The organism is Enterobacter sp. RHBSTW-00994, assembly GCF_013782625.1.
Lineage (GTDB): Bacteria > Pseudomonadota > Gammaproteobacteria > Enterobacterales > Enterobacteriaceae > Enterobacter.
In genome coordinates, this window is the sequence record NZ_CP056199.1 from 4,073,534 (window position 1) to 4,095,794 (window position 22,261).

The window sequence follows — 22,261 nt, forward strand, 5'->3', positions numbered from 1 at the left end:
GAGACACGTCCAGAGACGAGTCTTACCCTCGTTATCGGCAGGCGCTGTGGAAAATATAACCTTTTGTGATTCTTTTTGATTACGGAAAACGATCAACTCAGGTATTTTTCAAACCAGCTTAACGTTCGCTGCCAGGCCAGGCCTGCTGCGGCCTCATCGTATCTTGGCGTAGAATCGTTGTGAAATCCGTGGTTTACACCAGGATAGATATACGCCTCGTAAACCTTATTGTTCAATTTAAGAGCTGCTTCATAGGTAGCCCAGCCATCGTTAATATTTTTATCGAGCTCAGCGTAGTGCAGCAATATGGGAGCCTTAATTCTGGGTACGTCTGCCGCCGGAGGTTGTCTGCCATAAAAGGGAACGGCACACGCCAGTTCCGGGTACGCCACCGCTGAAGCGTTAGCCACACCACCGCCATAGCAAAAACCGGTGATCCCGACCTTACCGGTCGCATTCGGATGCGTTTGCATAAACGTAATCGCCGCGAAAAAATCATTCATCAGCTTTGTCGGGTCAACCTTCTGCTGTAACGCTTTCCCCTCCTCATCGTTTCCCGGATAACCCCCAACCGAGCTTAAACCGTCTGGCGCAAGCGCGATGTAACCGGCTTTGGCCACTCGACGCGCCACATCTTCGATATAGGGATTCAGCCCACGGTTTTCGTGTACCACAACCACGGCAGGAACTTTACCTGTGGCTTTGGCTGGTTTCACCAGATAACCCCGGACTTCGCCATGACCCTCGGGTGATGGGTAATGTATGTACTCCGGCAAAATATCCGGATCGGTGAATTTCACCTGCTCCGCCAGGGCATAGTCAGGCTTAAGCATATTGAACAGCGCCAGTGCCGTGACCCCGCCGACTGCATACCGCGCCGCCAGGTTGAGAAATTCACGTTTGGTGATTTTGCCGTGGGCGTAATAATCATAGTAATCAAGCAATTCTTGCGGAAAATCTTTGGCGGTCAGGCGTGTCATCGCTTATCTCCATGAATTGTGTTTTGATAAGCATAGAATGAAAACGCTGTTTCGAAAATTCATCGACAAGAAAGGAGACATCATGTCCTGGAACCCCTACTCCGGCCGCTATGAGAACATGCAGTACCGATACTGTGGAAAAAGTGGTTTGCGCTTGCCCGCTCTGTCACTGGGCTTGTGGCACAGTTTTGGTCATGTTCAGGCACTCGACTCCCAGCGCATATTGCTGCGCAAAGCCTTCGATCTGGGCATGACCCATTTCGATCTCGCCAATAACTATGGCCCACCAGCGGGCAGTGCCGAGGAGAATTTTGGCCGTCTGCTGCGTGAAGATTTCGCCGCCTACCGCGATGAACTGGTGATTTCGACCAAAGCAGGTTACGACATGTGGCCGGGGCCCTATGGGTCTGGCGGATCACGCAAATATCTGCTTGCCAGCCTCGACCAGAGCCTGAAACGTCTGGGTGTGGAATATGTCGACATCTTCTATTCCCATCGCGTGGATGAGAATACGCCGATGGAAGAGACTGCCTCTGCGCTGGCGCAAGCGGTACAAAGCGGCAAAGCATTGTACGTGGGGATCTCGTCCTACTCGACAGAACGCACTCAGAAAATGGCTGACCTGTTGCGTGAGTGGAAAATCCCGCTGCTTATTCATCAGCCATCCTACAACTTGCTGAACCGTTGGGTGGATAAGAGTGGGTTACTGGATACGCTGGAGGCCAACGGCACTGGCTGTATCGCCTTTACGCCGCTGGCGCAGGGGTTGCTGACAGGGAAATACCTGAACGGTATTCCTGATGGTTCCCGGATGCAGCGCGAAGGCAAAAAGGTACGTGGTCTGACAGAGAAAATGCTGACTGAAGCCAACCTGAACAGCCTGCACTTACTCAATGAGATGGCACATGCGCGCGACCAGACAATGGCGCAAATGGCACTTAGCTGGTTGCTGAAAGATGAGCGGGTCACGTCAGTGCTGATTGGCGCGAGCCGTCCTGAACAACTGGAAGAGAACGTTCAGGCATTGAATAACCTGCGTTTCACCGATGATGAGCTGATGAGAATTGACCAGCATGTCGCGGATGGAGAATTGAATTTGTGGCAGGCGTCGTCGGATAAATAGGTGATATTCCCCTCACCCGCCCTCTCCTCACTGGGGAGAGGTTAGGTTGAGGGGCGAGGGCAAATTACTTCTTACTGATCTTATCCAGATACCCCATCACAAACGCCGACAGTACAAACGTCAGGTGGATAATCACGTACCACATCAGTTTGTTATCCGGGATATTCTTCGCATCCATAAACACGCGTAACAGATGAATGGAAGAAATTGCCACGATGGATGCCGCAACTTTGTTCTTCAGCGACGTGGCATCCATTTTACCCAGCCAGCTCAGCTTCTCTTTGTGCTCGGCGATATCCAACTGGGAAACAAAGTTCTCATAACCGGAGAACATCACCATCACCAGTAACCCACCAACCAGCGTCATATCCACCAGCGACAGCAGCACCAAAATCAGATCCGATTCGGCAACAGAGAAAATGTTGGGCAAGACGTGAAAAATTTCCTGGAAAAACTTAATGGTCAGCGCGACCAGAGCCAGTGAGAGGCCAAAATAAACGGGTGCCAAGATCCAACGAGAGGCATACATTGCGTTTTCGAAAAAGCGTTCCATAGAGTCCTGTCAGCAAACGAAACCAGCGCCCAGTATATCTCAACGGCGATAACAGTTTGCAACAACTAACCAACAAAACACCTACACGTCATCAGGGTTAATTTCTGGGCGCGCGTACTCTGGCCACACCAGCACAACCAGTTCCGGATACGCCTCCAGACTAAACTCGCGAAAACATTGACGTAAGTTTAATACGTCTAAATCAGAATACGACACCTTCTCACCGTTAAGGCAGCGCTTTTTGATATTGTCATAATATTTATAGACTGCTGAATTCAGGTCGCTGCAACGACGCTGAGCTTCAAACAACCCCGGCGTGTCATTAATTTCTGACATCTTCATCCGCTTAATAGTGGCGTGAAGGAAGTCGATATATTCGTGATTCACCCTCCAGTACCATACGGGCGTCACCGAGTTCATCAAAACGGAAAAATGATCTTCCCCTTCCTCTTTAGTCATAGGTTCTGGTTGTAGAGGTTCACTGGCGTCTTTCGACACTTTCGTTTTATTGAACTCATGCATCAATAAAAGAACACCAGCGGTCAGTAATAGTAATGTGACGACCGTAAAAAAAATGCTGTTCATGGGTAGGCTCCATTTTTTTTGATTTTAAAATTGCCTCATGTTATTGTCAACGAATCTCACGCCTTTACCAACCCCACCCTGTTGAAATTAAAGGAAATTAAAATGCTGCCCGACAATCTCGTCCCGGCTAAGTACCACATTGCGCCTGTGGCACAGCAGTCGGCGGAAGCAGAAAAAGAGGCTAATTTCACTCAGGGGAAAAGAAAACTCTCCGATTTTGAGTCCGACATATTAATTGGTGTTTCCCGAACGGGGAAATCCCGTAATATGTTGCTGGAAGAACATGATCGTCATATAAAAGACCGTTTATTCCGTGTTGTAAAAATTGAAGCCTTTGTTCACCTTCTTGAGGATCTGCAGGCTGAAGGTGAAATAGATGCCCAGACACTAAGTCAAATAATGGCTGAAAAAACTAAAGAAATAAATGAAGCGGGTAATGAAATTTGGCTTAATCTTATTACTCGTGAAAAAAATAACCCTATATTTTATAACCTAGGGGAAGATTAACGTGAAGGAAGTTGAAGATAACAACGTTTATTTAACTTTAGATGACAAAAAAAGTGACGAGTTTATCTTAAAGCAAAATCTCGACGCGTTGAAAAACGCTAAAAATGTCGAGATGACCCGTATTACGCAAGACCTGGTATCGATACCAGCCACACTGGTACGCCTGAAATGGCAGAATCGCCGTGAAATTTATGCTTTACAGGTGAAAGAAGAGATTTATGGCGCAGTGATTAATGCCATTATGGAACAACGTCCTGATCTAAAAGAAAAGCTGCTGGGACGCCTGGAAACAAATTATCAATACCTGCTGGCCAGAGAAACCGCGACCCTGCGACTGACCCGTAAATTATCAGAGGGCGAGTATCACACCTCTAATGTCACCTTCGTCGCACTGGATGAAGAGGTCAGTGAATCCAAAACCAACCCACAAGGCTAATTAAATCGAAACACGGCTATTGCCTCTTTCAACTGCCCTGTCTGCTGCTGTTGCTCTTCAGCAACCTGCAATGTTTGCGCGACATGCCGCACATTCTCCTGCACACTGGCGTCAATACTGGCGATACTGCCATTCATCTGCGTAATACTTGCCCGCTGCTGTTCACTCATTAACGAAAGCTCTTCCAGCAATGAACGCAACCCTTCGACATTCTCAATAATGGATTTCATCGTCAGACCGGCCTGTTCAACCTGCTCCACACCGTGCTGAGTAGTGTGCTCTGAAGTGGTGAGGAGATGACGAATCTCTTTTGCCGCCCCTTCGCTACGCTGTGCCAGCATGCGAACCTCAGATGCAACCACGGCAAACCCTTTGCCATGCTCTCCGGCACGCGCCGCCTCGACAGAGGCATTCAGAGACAGAATATTAGTCTGAAACGTAATTCCATCGATCAGCTCCAGAATGTCGTAAATACGTCGTGACTCCTCGTGGATCTGCTCCATGGCACGAATCGCCTGACGAACATTCTCACCGCCCTGATCTGCAACCTCACTCACGCTTAATGCCATTTCTCTGACCTGAGCCGCCTTGTCGCTGGTCTGCGTGGCAACCATATTGAGATGCTCCATCGCACTGGCTGCCGTCGCCAGCGACGTCGCCTGGTGATCGGTTCGCTCTGAGAGAGCCCGATTGCGCTGGCGCAACGACCTGGATGCTTCCAGTAACTGACCGATGTTTGTGCTGACCTGCTCCAGGGTATTGCGCATCGTGCCTAACGTCAGGCTGAAAGTCCGGGCAAATGAAGAATGCGTGGGGGGCATATCGGCGGCGAGTGTCAGAAAACCAGGTTCCCGATTAATAATGCCCGCAAGCTTTGCAACTTCACTGGCGGAGCGTGCATCTTGCGCCATACGAACCGCAAGCAAGATCAGAATCGCCGTTTGCACCACCACAAATAACCCGTGAAAAACCACCATATGAAACCCGGCGTGCATAAAGACCACCACACCAAACAGGCCATACTCTTGCAGGTAATTAAACACCAGATGATGAACGGCAATCGCAGCCGCCCCCATCAGTAACGGACGCCAGTCGCGCCAGGCCAGGAGGGCCGAGAGCAACACAAACACCGAAAAATGGTACTCGCTGTCGCCATTACCCAACTGAATGATCAGTGCAGACCAGGCCATCAGTATCACGGCAAAACTCAGACGTAACAGCAATGTACCTGGAAATAGCAGGGCTAGCGCCAGCGAAAGAACAAGTAAGAGAGTGCCCATACTTAAGGCCAGTGACACACCGTCATTCATGTAACCGATCCCCAGTGAAACACCCCACATGCCCCCTATCAGTACCAACATTAACCGGTCAGCACGCTGTCGTATTGCAGCCAGAGAGATGAGTTCGTGTTGAGGTGCATGCGGGTGCAGCCATGTCATCATCGCCATAGAGTTTCTCATGCTGTGCAGGTGAAATACGCCCTTCAGAAGAAGGAATATTATTATTATCTGGCTTAAGCGTAGTGGGTATATTCCGCGATGCCATTCCTGCAGAAGATATATTCTTTCGGGATGAAATTAATTTAATATCAGCTTAACTATCAATGGATTATTTATTTTTTCTACCGTAGGGAAATAACCGTAATGAGAGGGGGCTTAATGCGGGTAATAGAGTGGAAACGGTGACGGATGACAAACAAAAAAGCTGGCTTTCGCCAGCTTTTCTTCGTTATTTTGCGGTCGCTTTCTCTTCGCCAACCAGACCAATCTTCAGGTAGCCCGCCTGATGCAGCGTGTCCATTACCCTCATCATGGTTTCATAATCGACAGTTTTATCCGCCCGGAAGAAGACGGTTGTGTCTTTCTTACCGCCCGTCAGCGTGTCCAGAGCCGGAATAACCGATTCATCTGTTACCGGATCGTTCCCCAGGAACATGGACTTATCGGCTTTCACTGACAAGTAGATTGGTTTTTCCGGACGCGGCTGCGGCTGACTGGATGACGCAGGCAGATTGACCTTCACGTCAACTGTCGCCAGAGGCGCGGCGACCATGAAGATAATCAGCAGAACCAGCATGACATCGATAAACGGCGTCACGTTGATTTCATGCATTTCACCGTTATCGTCCAGATTTTCATTAAGACGCATTGCCATAGAATCAGCCTACACGCAGTTTGGACGCAGAATGCACGGGTTTAACAGAACTGGCATTCAGATCCAGATCACGGCTTTGCAGCAGCAGAACCTGCGCAGCAACGTCACCGAGAGTGGCTTTATAGCTACCGATCATACGCGCGAAGATGTTGTAGATAACTACCGCAGGAATTGCTGCAACCAGGCCAATCGCCGTTGCCAGCAACGCTTCAGCGATACCTGGCGCAACCACCGCGAGGTTGGTGGTTTGAGTCTGAGCAATACCGATAAAGCTGTTCATAATGCCCCAGACCGTACCAAACAAGCCGACAAACGGAGAGATCGCCCCGATAGTCGCCAGATAACCGTTACCGCGTCCCATATGACGGCCTACAGCCGCAACACGACGCTCCAGACGGAAACCGGTACGCTCTTTAATACCTTCGTTATCTTCACTGCCTGCAGAGAGCTCCAGCTCGTTCTGCGCTTCGTTCACTAAAAGGGTTGTAAGGCTTTTCGCGTGGAAGGATGACGTGAAGTCAGACGCCTGATCCAGAGAGCGGGCTTCTGCCAGTTGCTGCTGCTCGCGCTTAAGGCGACGCTTCTGAGAAATAAGCTCTACGCTCTTGCTGAAGAAAATAGCCCAGGTGATCACGGACGCCAGAATCAGGCCGATCATCACAATCTTAACCACGATGTCAGCATGCTGATACATGCCCCAGACGGAGAGATCCGTCTGCATCAAATTATTACCCACTCTGTATCTCCAGGACGCAAATCACAAAATCTGAGCGTAATAATATCAAAACGACGTCGAATTGATAGTAGTTCTCATTAGTATTTACATACTGCCGTAAATTCCGCTCACTTTCCTTGCGCTTACGCAGTAAAAATTTCTTATGCGTATTTTTCATAATATTTTCTGCTTATTCGATAAGCATCCAAGTGCACATTTTTACAATCGTGGTAGTCTGGACGTCCAGACGTATAAAAACAGGGTTGGCAAACATGACAAAAAAGCATCTTGATACCACGCTTGTGCAGGCTGGGCGCAGTAAAAAATATACGCAGGGCTCGGTTAATAGCGTGATCCAGCGCGCCTCTTCGCTGGTGTTTGATACCGTTGAAGACAAAAAAATCGCCACGCGTAACCGCGCCAAAGGCGGTCTGTTTTACGGCCGTCGCGGCACGCTGACCCATTTTTCGCTGCAAGAAGCGATGTGTGAACTGGAAGGCGGTGTGGGCTGCGCGCTGTTCCCCTGCGGTGCAGCGGCCGTTGCCAATACCATTCTGGCTTTTGTGGAACAGGGTGATCACATTCTGATGACCAACACGGCCTATGAACCAAGCCAGGATTTCTGCACCAAAATCCTCAGCAAGCTCGGCGTCACCACCGGCTGGTTTGATCCGCTGATCGGCGAAGGTATCGCAGACCTTATTCAGCCAAACACGCGCATTGTGTTCCTGGAATCGCCTGGCTCTATCACCATGGAAGTTCACGACGTCCCCGCGATCGTGAAAGCTGTGCGCAGCAAAGCGCCAGAAGCCATTATCATGATCGACAACACCTGGGCGGCAGGCGTGCTGTTTAAGGCGCTGGAATTTGATATCGATATCTCCATTCAGGCGGCAACAAAGTACCTGATTGGCCACTCCGATGGCATGATTGGCACTGCGGTTTCCAACGCTCGCTGCTGGGATCAACTGCGTGAGAATGCCTATCTGATGGGACAAATGGTCGATGCCGATACGGCCTATATGACCAGCCGCGGTATCCGTACGCTCGGCGTGCGCCTGCGCCAGCATCATGAAAGCAGTCTGAGCGTTGCTGAGTGGTTAGCCGAGCACCCTCAGGTTGAACGCGTCAATCACCCTGCGCTGCCAGGCAGCAAAGGCCATGAGTTCTGGCAACGCGACTTTACAGGCAGTAGCGGGTTGTTCTCGTTTGTTCTGAAAAAACGCCTCAGCAATGAAGAACTCGCAAGCTATCTGGATAACTTTACGCTCTTCAGCATGGCTTACTCCTGGGGCGGTTTCGAATCACTGATTTTACCTAATCAGCCAGAGCAAATTGCGGCGCTCCGTCCAGGCGGCGAAGTGGACTTCACAGGAACCCTGATCCGTCTGCATATTGGTTTAGAAAATGTTGACGATCTGATTGCGGATTTAGCGGCAGGATTTGAACGTATCGTGTAGAGTGCAGGCTGAAAATGTACTCCCTGGATTCATTTGTGAACACCGCATGCAGAAAAGTCTGCACGAGATGCGCCCGCGATCAAACCAGACGGGCGAAATTGGGAGTACAATAGCTGCATATCTGCTGTTCCACAGGAAAGTCCATGGCTGTTATTCAAGATATTATCACAGCGCTCTGGCAACACGATTTTGCCGCGCTGGCAGACCCACATGTCGTGGGGATTGTCTATTTCGTGATGTTCGCAACCCTGTTTCTGGAAAATGGACTACTGCCAGCCTCATTTTTACCCGGCGACAGCCTGCTTTTGCTCGCGGGAGCGCTCATCGGGAAAGGGGTAATGGACTTCACTCCAACGATGCTGATCCTCACGTCTGCCGCCAGCCTTGGCTGCTGGTTGAGCTATTTGCAGGGCCGCTGGCTCGGCAATACTCGCCTGGTGAAAAGCTGGTTGGCGCAGCTCCCTCATAAATACCATCAACGCGCCACCTGCATGTTTGACAGACATGGTTTGCTTGCGTTGCTGGCGGGCCGTTTTCTGGCATTTATTCGAACCCTTCTGCCAACAATGGCCGGTATTTCCGGGCTGTCTAATCGTCGCTTCCAGTTCTTCAACTGGCTGAGTGCCCTGCTGTGGGTCACCGTGGTGACGTCATTGGGTTACGCGTTGAACATGATCCCGTTTGTGAAGCATCATGAAGATCAGGTCATGACCTTCCTGATGATCCTGCCGATGTTCTTGTTGGTTGCCGGACTGGTTGGAACCATCGCCGTAGTGATCAAAAAGAAATATTGCAGCGCCTGATAACTCCCCTTTCTATCCCCTCTCCCACCAGGAGAGGGGATCACGTTCTTAAGCCCCCTGCATCGCTCTGATCCTTGTTGCATCTTCCCCCGGCGTCACGCCAAAGTAGCGCTTAAACTCCCGGCTAAATTGCGAAGCGCTTTCGTAACCCACCCGCATGGCAGCAGCACTGGCTTTCATCCCGTCATGGACCATCAACATGCGCGCCTTATGCAACCGGTATGTTTTGAGATATTGCAGCGGCGATGTGCTGGTGACTGACTTAAAATTATGATGGAACGCCGATACGCTCATGTTCGCCTCAGAAGCCAGTTGATCAACACTAAGGTTTTCCGTGTACTGGCTTTCAATGCGTTTGAGCACACGACTTATCAGACTGAAGTGTGTCTGACGGCTAACCAGCGCCAACAGCGCGCCACCACCCGGCCCCAGCAGTACATGGAAGAGAATTTCACGGATAATCTGCTTACCCAGAATACGGGCATCCAGCGGCCTGTCCATGACATCCAACAGGCGCTCAATGGCGCAGAGGATCTCATCGGATAACGTCGCGGAGTTAATACCGCTTGCGGCCATCGAGGGCTGGAACAGTTCGTCCTCACCAATTTCCATCAACAGTTCCTGTAACTGGAGAATATCAACGTTTAACCGAATACCCGCCAGGGGAACCGCTTCTGTCGCGAAAGTTTCGCATTCAAAAGGTAAAGGTACTGTCAGAAGCAGATACTCATTGGTGTCGTAGCGAAAGACACGGTCATTGATATAGCCAATTTTATGGCCAGAGAAGAGAAAAACGATGCCAGGCTGGTACATCACCGGCGTACGTGTGCCTGGCTGAGTGCCGTACAGCAGACGAACATCAGGCAATAACTCACTGAGGTTGTTTTCTTTATTTTTCAATCTATTAATTTGTTCTGTGAGCTGCAGGCAAATCTCTTCACGGTTCATCTTCACTGACTCCAGGTACGGTTTCTGACGTTTACAGTGTGCGCAGGTTTTCGTTTTTTCTCCAGTCCTCTGTAGAAATGGGCAAGACATTGGCAGGAATGTGCATTGAGAGGATGGCGTTCAATCGCCACAATGAGCACCATCAGGCAGCCCCGGCTGGCCACGATTTTTCACCCACATAAGGGAACGAGCAATGAACAACTTTAATCTCCACACCCCAACCCGCATTTTGTTTGGTAAAGGTGCAATCTCTGATCTGCGCGATCAAATCCCCGCAGATGCCCGCGTGCTGATCACTTACGGCGGCGGCAGCGTGAAAAAAACCGGCGTACTGGATCAGGTCTACAGCGCTCTGGAAGGTCTGGATGTGCGTGAGTTTGGCGGCATCGAGCCAAACCCGTCTTACGAAACGTTGATGAATGCAGTCAACATTGCCCGTGAAGAGAAGATCACCTTCCTGCTGGCTGTTGGCGGCGGCTCTGTGCTCGACGGGACAAAATTTATCGCTGCAGCAGCACACTACGCTGATGGTGTTGACCCATGGCATATCCTGGAAACCCGCGGTAGCGACATTAAAAGCGCGATCCCAATGGGTTCCGTACTGACCCTGCCAGCCACCGGTTCCGAATCCAACAAAGGCGCGGTGATCTCTCGTAAAACGACGGGCGACAAACAGGCCTTTATGAACGATCACGTCCAGCCAGTCTTCGCGATCCTGGACCCGGTTTACACCTACACCCTGCCTCCACGCCAGGTTGCAAACGGTGTTGTTGATGCCTTTGTTCACACCGTTGAGCAGTACGTGACTTACCCGGTTGACGGTAAAATTCAGGATCGTTTCGCGGAAGGCATTCTGCTGACCCTGGTCGAAGATGGTCCGAAAGCGCTGAAAGAACCTGAAAACTACGATGTACGTGCCAACGTGATGTGGGCGGCAACACAGGCACTGAACGGCCTGATTGGTGCAGGTGTACCCCAGGACTGGGCAACCCATATGCTGGGCCACGAACTGACCGCGATGCATGGTCTGGATCACGCGCAAACGCTGGCGGTAGTTCTGCCTGCATTGTGGAACGAAAAACGTGACACCAAACGCGCCAAACTGCTGCAATATGCTGAACGCGTCTGGAACATCACCGAAGGTTCTGACGATGCACGTATTGATGCCGCTATCGAAGCAACACGTAACTTCTTTGAAGGGCTTGGCGTTCCGACTCGCCTGTCAGGTTATGGTCTGGATGGCAGCTCCATTCCTGCGCTGTTGGCCAAACTGGAAGAGCACGGTATGACCCAGTTGGGCGAACACGGCGACATCACGCTGGACGTGAGCCGTCGTATCTACGAAGCGGCACGATAAGCGTTTTTACACTCCTGCCTTTCGTTTTTTGGCATTTCGTCCAGACTTAATGCACACATGCCATCGGGGGTTCGCCCCCGATGGATGAGCACTTGAAGGAGGAAAAATGGCAAACCAAACCGTAATCAAGCTTCAGGACGGCAATGTGATGCCCCAGTTGGGGCTCGGTGTATGGAAAGCCGGTAACGACGAGGTCGTATCCGCCATTCATAAAGCACTGGAAGTCGGTTATCGCTCCATCGATACCGCCGCCGCATACAAAAATGAAGACGGCGTAGGCAAAGCACTTGCCTCTGCTGATATCCCCCGCGATGAGCTTTTCATCACCACCAAGCTATGGAATGACGATCAGAAACGTCCGCGCGAAGCGTTACAGGAAAGTCTGGATAAGCTTCAGCTTGATTTCGTTGATCTCTATCTCATGCACTGGCCCGTTCCGGCAATCGATCATTACATTGAAGCCTGGGAAGGGATGATTGAGCTGCAAAAAACCGGGCTGGTAAAAAGCATCGGTGTCTGTAATTTCCAGGTTCATCATCTGCAGCGCCTGATTGACGAAACAGGTGTCGCCCCGGTGATTAACCAGATTGAATTGCACCCGCTGATGCAGCAACGCCAGCTTCATGCCTGGAATGCCACACATAAGATCCAGACCGAGTCATGGAGCCCGCTGGCACAAGGCGGTGAAGGGGTTTTCGATCAGCAAATCATTCGTGAACTTGCGGATAAGTACGGTAAGACACCGGCGCAAATTGTCATTCGCTGGCATCTGGACAGCGGCCTTGTGGTAATTCCGAAATCAGTCACACCTGCGCGCATTGCCGAGAACTTCGACGTCTGGGATTTCCGTCTCGATAAAGATGAGCTTGGCGAGATTGCGAAACTGGATCAGGGCAAGCGATTAGGGCCTGACCCGGATCAGTTTGGCGGATAAACAAAAACCCCGGCTCGCCGGGGTTTTTTATTTACGCTTTGCGTTTGACAGGTTTCTTCGCACTTGCAGACCCATTCGAACGCTGGTGCACAATCGGCGTATGTTTGGTCAGTGCCGGACGCGTATTGCGGTTCTGGCGACGAGCTTCGCGCATCTCATCCAGCGTTGGAGCAGGGACAAGACAGTCACGACGTGAACCAATCAGGTGTTTTTTACCCATGTCTTCCAGCGCCAGACGAATCAGCGGCCAGTTTGCCGGATCATGGTAACGCAACAGCGCTTTGTGCAAACGACGCTGCTTGTCACCTCTTGGAACCACCACATCTTCACTCTTATAGCCAATCTTACTGAGCGGGTTTTTACCTGTGTAATACATGGTCGTGGAGTTTGCGAGCGGCGACGGATAGAAGTTTTGCACCTGGTCCAGACGAAAGCGACGCTGTTTCAGCCACAGCGCCAGGTTCACCATATCCTCATCACGCGTACCGGGATGCGCGGAGATGAAGTATGGGATCAGATACTGCTCTTTACCGGCCTGTTTAGAGTAGGTATCGAACAATTCTTTAAAGCGATCGTAACTGCCCATGCCAGGCTTCATCATCTTCGACAATGGGCCTTCTTCGGTGTGTTCCGGCGCAATCTTCAGATAACCACCGACGTGATGCGTCGCCAGCTCTTTGATATAACGCGGATCTTCCACGGCGATGTCGTAACGCACACCGGAGGCAATCAGGATCTTCTTGATACCTTTCAGATCGCGCGCACGACGATAAAGGTTGATCGTCGGCTCGTGGTTGGTGTCCATATGCTGGCAAATATCAGGATAAACGCACGACAGACGGCGGCAGGTTTGCTCAGCGCGCGGTGATTTACAGCGCAGCATGTACATGTTGGCCGTTGGCCCACCCAGATCGGAGATAATGCCGGTAAAGCCTGGAACGGTGTCGCGAATGGCTTCGATCTCGTTAACGATCGAATCTTCAGATCGGCTCTGAATGATGCGCCCTTCGTGCTCGGTAATAGAACAGAACGAACAGCCACCAAAACAACCGCGCATGATGTTGATCGAAAAACGGATCATCTCATACGCCGGAATACGGCTATTACCATACGCGGGATGCGGCACACGCTTGTACGGCAGCGCGAACACGCTGTCCATTTCTTCGGTCGATAGCGGGATCGCAGGCGGGTTAACCCAGATATAACGCTCGCCGTGTTTTTGCATCAACGCACGCGCACAACCAGGATTGGTTTCATGATGCAGAATGCGTGACGCATGAGCATACAGCACTTTATCGCTTTTCACTTTCTCGAAGGAGGGCAGCAACACGTAGGTTTTTTCCCACGGTTTTGGACGCGGAGGTTGAACGATAACGGCTTTCGCTTCGGCCTTTTTCGGTTCGACAGGTTTGTTATCCGCACACGGCAGATCGTCGCCATACGGATGGGGGATCGGGTCGATTTTACCCGGCATATCAATGATGCGGGAATCCACCCCACTCCAGCCCGGTAGTGCTTCTTTGACCATGATTGCCGTGTTGCGTACGTCGCGGATGTTCCCGACTGGCTCACCCTGCGACAGGCGATGGGCGACTTCCACCAGCGGGCGCTCGCCGTTGCCGAAAATCAACATATCGGCCTTGGAATCCACCAGCACCGAACGACGGACAGTATCAGACCAGTAATCGTAATGCGCGGTACGGCGCAGGCTCGCTTCAATACCCCCCAGGATGACCGGCACGTCTTTCCATGCTTCTTTGCATCGCTGGGTGTAAACCAAAGTGGCACGATCGGGACGCTTGCCCGCGACGTTATCCGCGGTATAGGCATCGTCGTGACGCAATTTGCGGTCGGCGGTGTAGCGGTTAATCATGGAGTCCATGTTGCCCGCGGTCACGCCAAAGAACAGGTTCGGTTTGCCGAGCGTCATGAACGCATCTTTGCTGTTCCAGTCTGGCTGAGAGATGATCCCCACGCGGAAACCCTGAGCTTCAAGCATACGGCCGCAAATCGCCATACCAAAGCTCGGATGGTCAACGTAGGCATCACCAGTTACCAGAATAATATCGCAGCTGTCCCAGCCCAGTTGGTCCATCTCTTCACGGGACATCGGCAGGAATGGGGCCGGTCCAAAACAGGCAGCCCAGTACTGCGGCCAGGAGAAGAGGTCTCGATCCGGCTGGATCAAGGATATTGCGCTCATAATGCTTCCGAAGAAAAAATAAACAAAAGGGCCGGGATTATACGCCGGAACAACATGGGAAATGAAGGGGTATTATGCGGGCTGTTATCCCCTCACCCTAACCCTCCCCATGGGGGAGAGAGCCGGGAATAAGGGGGAAAATTTACGGCGCGGGATTCACCAGCAACTGCCCCACAGAGCCACGATCCGCCATTTCCAGTGTCTGGCTATGGAACAAGAACGGGAAGTGCGGCCATGAAGGTTGGCCATAATAAACGAGCAGCTCAACCTGCCCGTCCACCCAAACGGTATCTTTCCAGCCCCTGTCTTCCGGGAACGGCATCGCCCCGTTGACGTTACGGATCAGGAAACTGACCCCTTCGATATGGAATGACTGTGGCATATCTGAACGCACAGTCCAGCGTTCCCAGGTCCCTTGCTGCGCGGTGATATCAATGCGATTAACATCCCACAGCGCACCGTTAATCCCCGGGTCGTCCCCCAGACTGATATCCCGGCTGCGCACAGGTGCACCGCTCATGATCTCCTGTGGCAACAAACGCATAGGCAGGCTATCTGTCACCAGCGGCAACAGGCCCGTTGGGCGCAGCGTCAATACCAGCGTTGAGACCAGTATGCTTGAAGGTTCAAAGAAACCGCGAATGCGGTCGACAATGCTCGCCGCTTCACCACAGGTCACCGATACTTCGTCACCGTTGGTCATATCAACCAGAATTTCACGACGTTCACCCGGCGATAACGCCAGTTGTTTCAAAGAAACGGGAGCCGGTAAAAAACCCTGGTCGCCCGAGATCACGTGCAGTGGTCGACCATCGCTCATTTGTAGCTGATAGCGACGTGAGTTTGAAGCATTCAACAGACGTAAGCGCACCCATCCACGAGAGACTTCGACATACGGACTTTGCACACCATTGACCAACAGTGTATCCCCGACAAATCCACCGCTGCCCGGTTCACTGTATTCCGGCGTACCGAAATTATCCAGACGTTTGTCCTGGATAATGACAGGGAAATCATCCACCCCATAGTGATTCGGAATGGGCAGGGATTTACTCACCTCATCTTCCACCAGCCACATGCCGGCCAGGCCGTTATAAACCTGCTGCGCAGTGCGGTTAGGCGTATTGGCGTGATACCACAAGGTGGCCGCACTCTGACGGATTGGCAACACTGGAGCCCAATCTGCATTGGGGGACATCATACGTGCCGCACCACCAATCAGTGGTCCTGGAACCTGTAAACCGCTGACGGTCATCGCGACATTTTCAGCCGTACGGTTGCTGTAAATCAGCTTAACGTCATCACCGCTCCAGACCCGGATAGTTGGTCCAAGATAGCGGCCATTAACCCCCCAGACCGATGCACGCGTCCCCTGAGTGAACGACCAGTGAGTTCTCTGTAACGTCAGGAACAGCGGCTGTCCGCGACGTGATTCCAGTAGCGGGGGGATAGGCAGCGGCAGTTGCTGCCCGGCGGCGTTGGCAGTCAGCGGAATCGCACCCGCGCAAAGGGCGATCCCTGATGCCTGAATAAACTGACGCCGACTGAGTGACATATGTGCTCCATGTGAAACGACTAACAACGCGGGAATTCGTTTTCCCTTTAACTCCGGCTTAAAGCTTGCCGGAGGCTTCTCTCTCTGCGACTTCTTTGTCGAGCATTTCAATATGGCGAGCCATCAGCTCACGGCAATGCGTCGCGAGTTCACGTACCTGATCTTTACCGTATTTGCTGGTATCGACCGGTGGCAACATTTCGACAATCACCAGTCCGTTTTTCAGGCGGTTAAGATTAATCTTATTCGAAGTATTGGAAACGCACACAGGAATAATCGGTACGCCAGCCGCAATTGCAGCATGAAACGCGCCAGTTTTAAACGGCAGCAAACCTCTGCCACGGCTACGCGTTCCTTCCGGGAACATCCAGATTGAGATCCTGCGTTTTTTAAAGTGATTAACTACTTCGGCAATCGTACCGTGCGCTTTAGCCCGGTTATTACGATCGATCAGCAAGTTGCCGGTAAGCCAATAGAGCAGACCGAAAAACGGAACCCATAGCAGGCTTTTTTTACCCACGGTAACGGTCGGCGGCAGAACGATGTTAGCGGCAGTCACCATATCGTAGTTGTTCTGATGGTTGGCGATAAAAATAGCATTGCCAAAATGCTCTGCACCTTCAGGTAATCGTTTTTCAACCTTCAGACCAAACAGGGGTGCAAGACGGCCAAACATGTGACCAAAGGTAGCAACATGCTTAGGATTACGCGGACTGAACAGGCAATAGATACAGCCGAATACACAGACCAGAATGCAGTAGATAACAGTGAGAATTAAACGAACAATGAATAGCATAGCGACCTCTGAAGCCCCAACAGCTGACAATTATACTTCACCTGTGGCCAGGTAAGGACTTTATTACGAGCGCGTATTGTTAATCGCAACGCACGAATTAACAACGTTTTTACTGGAAATTTTAAAGGAATTCCCCCTCCTGAACGGAGGGGGATGGCAACAGGTTACTCTTCGCTGTCACCCGCTTTGCTGCGACCCGGTGCATCAATCTCCACACGGTCGATACGCTGGAGGCCACGCATCAGCGAACCACGGCGACCACGCTCACCGACAACCTTCTGTAACTCTTCCGGACGAAGTTTGATTTTACGTTTGCCGACATGGATCGTCAGCGTGCTCTGCGGCGGCAGAATGAAGAGATGCGCCAGGCCATCTTCGCCTTTTGCCGCTTCCGCCGACGGGATGTTGATGATCTTGTTGCCTTTGCCTTTCGACAATTGCGGCAGATCGCTCACCGGGAACATCAGCATGCGCCCTGCGGCAGTAATGGCCAGCAGCATATCGCTTTCATCTTCGATGACCAGCGGCGGCATGACGTGTGCGTTATCCGGCAGGCTGATTAGCGCTTTACCGGCGCGGTTGCGCGCAACGAGGTCGTTAAAAGTACAGATAAAGCCATAGCCCGCATCGGACGCCATCAGCAGTTTCTGCTCATCGGCTTCCATCAGCATATGTTCAACCGTTGCACCCGGTGGCAGCGTCAGCTTGCCGGTCAGCGGCTCGCCTTGCCCACGAGCAGAAGGCAGTGTGATCGGATCGATGGCATAGCTGCGCCCGGTGGTATCGATAAACGCCACAGGCTGGTTACTCTTGCCTTTCACGGCTGATTTGAAGCTATCCCCGGCTTTATAACTAAGCCCTGGCGCGTCAATGTCGTGACCTTTGGCGCTACGCACCCAGCCACTCTGAGACAGCACAATGGTGACAGGCTCTGAAGGCTGCATGTCATGCTCGTTCATCGCCTTCGCTTCTTCACGCTCGTGCAGCGGAGAACGACGGTCATCGCCAAAGGCATCCGAATCAGCCTGCAGTTCTTTCTTCAGCAGGTTGTTCATCTTGCGCTCGGACGCCAGAATCGCCTGCAGTTGATCGCGCTCTTTTTCCAGCTCGTTCTGCTCACCACGAATTTTCATCTCTTCCAGTTTGGCGAGATGACGCAGTTTCAGCTCAAGGATCGCTTCGGCCTGAGTTTCGCTGATACCAAAGCGCGACATCAGCGCAGGTTTCGGCTCGTCCTCAGAACGAATAATTTCAATGACTTCATCGATATTGAGAAACGCGACCAGCAAACCTTCAAGGATATGCAGGCGCTTGAGCACTTTCTCCAGACGATAATTCAGACGACGACGCACCGTATCACGACGGAAGGTCAGCCATTCGGTCAGGATCTCAAGCAGGTTTTTCACCGCCGGGCGGCCATCCAGACCAATCATGTTCAGGTTGATGCGGTAGCTTTTTTCCAGATCGGTCGTCGCGAACAGGTGATTCATCACCTGATCCATATCCACGCGATTCGAACGCGGCACAATCACCAGACGCGTCGGGTTTTCGTGATCCGATTCGTCACGAAGATCGTCAACCATCGGCAGCTTTTTATTGCGCATCTGAGCCGCAATTTGCTCCAGCACTTTGGCGCCAGATACCTGGTGTGGCAGCGCGGTGATCACCACAGCGCCATCTTCTTTATTCCACACCGCACGCATACGCACGGACCCGCGGCCATTCTGGTAAATTTTGCGGATTTCTGCCCGTGAGGTGATGATTTCGGCCTCGGTCGGATAGTCTGGCCCCTGCACGATATCCAGCACGTCATCGAGTGTAGTTTTCGGCTGTTCAATCAATGTGATAGCGGCTTTTGCCACTTCACGCAGGTTATGTGGAGGAATATCTGTCGCCATCCCCACGGCAATACCGGTTGTACCGTTCAGGAGGATGTTCGGCAGACGCGCAGGCAGCATTTTCGGCTCCTGCATCGTTCCGTCAAAATTCGGAACCCAGTCAACCGTCCCCTGGCCCAGCTCACCCAGCAGCACTTCGGCATATTTAGACAGACGGGATTCGGTATAACGCATGGCGGCGAAGGACTTCGGATCATCCGGCGCCCCCCAGTTCCCCTGACCATCGACCAGCGGATAGCGGTAAGAGAACGGCTGCGCCATCAGCACCATGGCTTCATAGCAGGCGCTGTCGCCGTGCGGATGGTATTTACCAAGCACGTCACCAACGGTACGGGCGGATTTTTTGAACTTGGCGCTGGCGCTCAGCCCCAGCTCAGACATTGCATAGACGATGCGGCGCTGAACGGGTTTCAGGCCATCACCGATAAACGGCAATGCCCTGTCCATGATGACGTACATGGAGTAGTTCAGGTAGGCATTTTCCGTGAATTCATGTAGCGCGAGGCGCTCTGCCATATCGCTCATTAAATGTGATTCCTCAACTCAGAAACCTGTGGGTTTCAGGCAATATTGCCGCAGATACTACCTTATCTGACGAGTTGAGTCACAAAGAAAAAAGGCCGCACTGGCGGCCCTTTTTTGCTTTATTTATTCAGTTTGATGACCTGTTTAACGTCGATTTCAAACTCATTCCACTCTTTGTCGACTTTGCCCTGAATCTCGACCTTATCCTGTGGGGTAATGGTTTGTCCGTTCCAGCGTTTGTGGTCAATTTCAATATTCACCGTACCGCTTTCATCGCGGAACAGATAGCGATCGTCAGACTGGCGCTCTGTAATGTTGCCACGCAGTTTCACCCAGGCGTCGTCTTTGAGGTCTTTCACCTTTGCCGCCGTGGTGAGATTAGCGTCATTATCTACGAAGCCACCCTGCGCAGGTTGGCTCTGAGTTTGCGTGGCTGATGGGCCATTAAAACCACCCTGGGCGGCGAAAACCGGGGCGGTGGTCATCATCATGATGGCCGCAATTGCAGCGAATTTTTTCATCATTTTCTCTCCCTTTGATGTCGTTTCAGAGTCCATTAAACAGGGTAAACCTTAACAACTTCTTAAGGGGGAAATTTATTTATTATTACTGTACAGCAGGCGCGTACAGAGGGTTTACTGGGCCATCAAGGAGGGAGCAATGCGTATTTTACTGGTAGAAGACGACAAAATGATTGGCGACGGTATTAAGGCCGGACTCACGAAAATGGGGTTTAGCCTTGACTGGTTTACCGACGGTGAAACCGGGCGAGCCGCACTGTATACCGCTCCTTATGATGCGGTGATCCTCGATCTGACCCTGCCAGAAATGGATGGGCTGGCGATCCTGCGTACCTGGCGGGAAAACGGCCGTCGCGAACCGGTACTGATTTTAACCGCGCGGGATGCGCTGGCTCAGCGGGTTGAAGGGTTGCGTCTGGGCGCGGATGACTATCTGTGTAAGCCGTTCGCACTGATCGAAGTGGCCGCCCGACTCGAAGCCCTGGTACGTCGCAGCCATGGTCAGGCACGCAGTGAATTACGCCACGGTAACGTGACACTCGATCCCTCAAGCCTGATAGCCACGCTCAACGGAGAGGCGCTGGCCCTTAAACCGAAAGAATTTGCTCTGCTCGAACTCCTGATGCGCAATGCCGGGCGCGTGCTACCGCGTAAACTCATCGAAGAGAAGCTTTACACCTGGGACGATGACGTTTCCAGCAATGCCATTGAAGTACACGTCCACCATCTGCGCCGCAAACTCGGAACCGATTTTATCCGCACTGTCCACGGCATCGGTTATACCCTGGGTGACGTATGAAACTGACACAGCGCCTGAGCCTGAAACTACGGTTAACCTTACTCTTTTTACTGCTGGCACTGGCGGCATGGTTTGCCGCAAGCGTGGTGGCCTGGCAGCAAACGACCCATAAGCTGGACAAGCTGTTCGACACCCAGCAGATGCTGTTTGCCAAACGCCTGCTCACGATGGAATTCGACGAACACAATGCGCCTGTCCTGATGCGCGATGTGCCCAAAAAGGCAAAACATGGCCACCTGGATGATGATGCGCTGGCCTTCGCCATCTTCTCGACAGACGGCAAAATGTTGCTGAACGATGGTGAAAATGGGCGGGATATTCCGTATCAATTTCGTCGGGATGGGTTCACGAACGGCCATTTACAGGATGATAAAGACGAGTGGCGTTTTCTGTGGCTGACTGCCCCCAACGGTCAATACCGCATTGTGGTCGGTCAGGAGTGGGAATACCGCCAGGAGATGGCGCTGGATATCATTACCTCTCAACTAACCCCCTGGCTGGTGGCGCTGCCGCTGATGCTGCTCGTGCTGATCGTGTTGCTCAGCCGGGAGTTAAAACCACTGAAAAAGCTGGCGCAGACCTTACGCTCTCGCTCGCCTGATGCGACCGATAAACTGCCTACGGATGGCGTCCCGGTGGAAGTTCGCCCTCTGCTCGACGCGCTGAATCACCTTTTCACCCGCACTCAGGAGATGATGGTCCGTGAACGGCGTTTTACCTCGGATGCCGCCCATGAGCTGCGAAGTCCGCTAACGGCGCTAAAAGTGCAGACCGAAGTGGCTCAGCTTTCGGGGGATGATCCCGAGATCCAAAAGAACGCTCTGGCACAACTGCACGCCGGAATTGATCGGGCCTCTCGCCTTGTCGAGCAGCTTCTGACCCTGTCGCGCCTGGATTCTCTCGATAATCTGGACGATGTAGAACCCATTATCATCGCCGAGCTGCTGCAATCCGCCGTGATGGATATCTACCATTCGGCTCAGCTGGCCGGTATCGATATTCGCTTAACCGTCAAGGCTCCGGAAGCAACATGCGCAGGCCAGCCGTTACTGCTGAGCCTGCTGGTGCGTAATCTGCTGGATAACGCCGTACGTTATAGTCCACGCGGCAGCATTGTGGATGTCACGCTTGATGTCCGAGGCTTTACCGTACGCGACAACGGGCCGGGAATTTCACCCGCGGCGCTGACTCGGATTGGCGAACGGTTTTATCGCCCGCCTGGACAAAATGCCACCGGCAGCGGGCTGGGATTATCCATCGTAAAACGGATTGCCGCGTTGCATGGCATGCATGTTTCTCTGGGCAATGCGCAGGAAGGAGGGTTTGAGGTGAAGGTGCGTTGGTAGCGTCATTATTGCTTATCACGCAAAAGACTTTGCACATTTTGCTCATTTTTCCGTTTCGTCCTC

General features: G+C 52.1%; 21 protein-coding genes. 9 read left to right on the plus strand and 12 right to left on the minus strand.

The window, feature by feature from the left end; translation table 11 throughout:
* Positions 1-92: 92 nt before the first annotated feature.
* Positions 93-980: a YghX family hydrolase gene (gene yghX / locus HV346_RS19380; RefSeq protein ID WP_181620797.1), complete on the minus strand. Its 888-nt coding sequence runs from the start codon at positions 978-980 to the stop codon at positions 93-95.
* Between the two features lie 82 nt (positions 981-1,062).
* Here yghX and HV346_RS19385 point away from each other — a divergent pair, with 82 nt between their 5' ends.
* Positions 1,063-2,103, plus strand: a complete 1,041-nt coding sequence (locus tag HV346_RS19385; protein ID WP_181620798.1) for an aldo/keto reductase — start codon at positions 1,063-1,065, stop codon at positions 2,101-2,103.
* A 64-nt stretch (positions 2,104-2,167) separates the two neighbouring features.
* Here HV346_RS19385 and HV346_RS19390 read toward each other — a convergent pair whose 3' ends face one another.
* Both HV346_RS19390 and HV346_RS19395 read right to left on the minus strand, forming a co-directional pair.
* Positions 2,168-2,656, minus strand: a complete 489-nt coding sequence (locus tag HV346_RS19390) for a TIGR00645 family protein (RefSeq protein WP_181620799.1) — start codon at positions 2,654-2,656, stop codon at positions 2,168-2,170.
* A gap of 81 nt (positions 2,657-2,737) precedes the next feature.
* Positions 2,738-3,241 (minus strand): RNA helicase, encoded by a 504-nt coding sequence (locus HV346_RS19395; protein WP_181620800.1) that lies wholly within the window; start codon positions 3,239-3,241, stop codon positions 2,738-2,740.
* A gap of 102 nt (positions 3,242-3,343) precedes the next feature.
* On the opposite strand from HV346_RS19395, the gene HV346_RS19400 reads away from it, so the two are divergent.
* Both HV346_RS19400 and HV346_RS19405 read left to right on the plus strand, forming a co-directional pair.
* Positions 3,344-3,748 carry a hypothetical protein gene (locus HV346_RS19400; protein WP_181620801.1) on the plus strand — a complete coding sequence of 135 codons (405 nt, stop codon included), beginning with the start codon at positions 3,344-3,346 and terminating at the stop codon, positions 3,746-3,748.
* Position 3,749: 1 nt separating this feature from the next.
* Positions 3,750-4,184: a cytoplasmic protein gene (locus HV346_RS19405; RefSeq protein WP_181620802.1), complete on the plus strand. Its 435-nt coding sequence runs from the start codon at positions 3,750-3,752 to the stop codon at positions 4,182-4,184.
* On the opposite strand, the gene HV346_RS19410 is transcribed toward HV346_RS19405, so the two are convergent.
* The 3 genes from HV346_RS19410 to exbB form a co-directional block, all read right to left on the minus strand.
* Positions 4,181-5,632: a methyl-accepting chemotaxis protein gene (locus HV346_RS19410; protein WP_181620803.1), complete on the minus strand. Its 1,452-nt coding sequence runs from the start codon at positions 5,630-5,632 to the stop codon at positions 4,181-4,183. The two genes, HV346_RS19405 and HV346_RS19410, sit on opposite strands and share 4 nt — an antisense overlap.
* A 280-nt stretch (positions 5,633-5,912) precedes the next feature.
* Complete coding sequence (gene exbD / locus HV346_RS19415; protein WP_181620804.1) at positions 5,913-6,338, minus strand: TonB system transport protein ExbD; 426 nt, start codon at positions 6,336-6,338, stop codon at positions 5,913-5,915.
* A 4-nt stretch (positions 6,339-6,342) separates the two neighbouring features.
* Positions 6,343-7,074, minus strand: a complete 732-nt coding sequence (gene exbB / locus HV346_RS19420; protein ID WP_181620805.1) for a tol-pal system-associated acyl-CoA thioesterase — start codon at positions 7,072-7,074, stop codon at positions 6,343-6,345.
* Between the two features lie 251 nt (positions 7,075-7,325).
* Here exbB and metC point away from each other — a divergent pair, with 251 nt between their 5' ends.
* The gene (gene metC / locus HV346_RS19425) at positions 7,326-8,513 is read left to right on the plus strand and encodes a cystathionine beta-lyase (protein ID WP_181620806.1); all 1,188 of its coding nucleotides are present in this window, start codon (positions 7,326-7,328) and stop codon (positions 8,511-8,513) included.
* A gap of 143 nt (positions 8,514-8,656) precedes the next feature.
* Positions 8,657-9,316, plus strand: a complete 660-nt coding sequence (gene yghB / locus HV346_RS19430; protein ID WP_181620807.1) for a DedA family general envelope maintenance protein YghB — start codon at positions 8,657-8,659, stop codon at positions 9,314-9,316.
* A gap of 48 nt (positions 9,317-9,364) precedes the next feature.
* On the opposite strand, the gene HV346_RS19435 is transcribed toward yghB, so the two are convergent.
* Positions 9,365-10,264 carry an AraC family transcriptional regulator gene (locus tag HV346_RS19435; protein WP_181623834.1) on the minus strand — a complete coding sequence of 300 codons (900 nt, stop codon included), beginning with the start codon at positions 10,262-10,264 and terminating at the stop codon, positions 9,365-9,367.
* Between the two features lie 193 nt (positions 10,265-10,457).
* Here HV346_RS19435 and yqhD point away from each other — a divergent pair, with 193 nt between their 5' ends.
* The gene (gene yqhD / locus HV346_RS19440) at positions 10,458-11,621 is read left to right on the plus strand and encodes an alcohol dehydrogenase (RefSeq protein ID WP_181620808.1); all 1,164 of its coding nucleotides are present in this window, start codon (positions 10,458-10,460) and stop codon (positions 11,619-11,621) included.
* Positions 11,622-11,727: 106 nt separating this feature from the next.
* Positions 11,728-12,555 carry a 2,5-didehydrogluconate reductase DkgA gene (gene dkgA / locus HV346_RS19445; protein WP_181620809.1) on the plus strand — a complete coding sequence of 276 codons (828 nt, stop codon included), beginning with the start codon at positions 11,728-11,730 and terminating at the stop codon, positions 12,553-12,555.
* A 31-nt stretch (positions 12,556-12,586) separates the two neighbouring features.
* On the opposite strand, the gene HV346_RS19450 is transcribed toward dkgA, so the two are convergent.
* The 5 genes from HV346_RS19450 to HV346_RS19470 form a co-directional block, all read right to left on the minus strand.
* Positions 12,587-14,758 carry a YgiQ family radical SAM protein gene (locus HV346_RS19450; RefSeq protein ID WP_239006296.1) on the minus strand — a complete coding sequence of 724 codons (2,172 nt, stop codon included), beginning with the start codon at positions 14,756-14,758 and terminating at the stop codon, positions 12,587-12,589.
* 142 nt (positions 14,759-14,900) lie between these two features.
* The gene (gene ftsP / locus HV346_RS19455; RefSeq protein WP_181620810.1) at positions 14,901-16,313 is read right to left on the minus strand and encodes a cell division protein FtsP; all 1,413 of its coding nucleotides are present in this window, start codon (positions 16,311-16,313) and stop codon (positions 14,901-14,903) included.
* Between the two features lie 58 nt (positions 16,314-16,371).
* Positions 16,372-17,109 (minus strand): 1-acylglycerol-3-phosphate O-acyltransferase, encoded by a 738-nt coding sequence (gene plsC / locus HV346_RS19460; protein ID WP_181620811.1) that lies wholly within the window; start codon positions 17,107-17,109, stop codon positions 16,372-16,374.
* 164 nt (positions 17,110-17,273) lie between these two features.
* Complete coding sequence (gene parC, locus HV346_RS19465) at positions 17,274-19,532, minus strand: DNA topoisomerase IV subunit A (protein ID WP_181620812.1); 2,259 nt, start codon at positions 19,530-19,532, stop codon at positions 17,274-17,276.
* A gap of 119 nt (positions 19,533-19,651) precedes the next feature.
* Positions 19,652-20,053, minus strand: a complete 402-nt coding sequence (locus HV346_RS19470; RefSeq protein WP_181623836.1) for a YgiW/YdeI family stress tolerance OB fold protein — start codon at positions 20,051-20,053, stop codon at positions 19,652-19,654.
* A 139-nt stretch (positions 20,054-20,192) separates the two neighbouring features.
* Between HV346_RS19470 and qseB the strand changes: the two genes are divergently transcribed.
* Together qseB and qseC are read left to right on the plus strand one after the other, a co-directional pair.
* Positions 20,193-20,852 (plus strand): quorum sensing response regulator transcription factor QseB, encoded by a 660-nt coding sequence (gene qseB, locus HV346_RS19475; RefSeq protein WP_181620813.1) that lies wholly within the window; start codon positions 20,193-20,195, stop codon positions 20,850-20,852.
* Positions 20,849-22,198 carry a quorum sensing histidine kinase QseC gene (gene qseC / locus HV346_RS19480; RefSeq protein ID WP_181620814.1) on the plus strand — a complete coding sequence of 450 codons (1,350 nt, stop codon included), beginning with the start codon at positions 20,849-20,851 and terminating at the stop codon, positions 22,196-22,198. Before qseB ends, qseC begins: the two co-directional genes overlap by 4 nt.
* Positions 22,199-22,261: the final 63 nt, after the last annotated feature.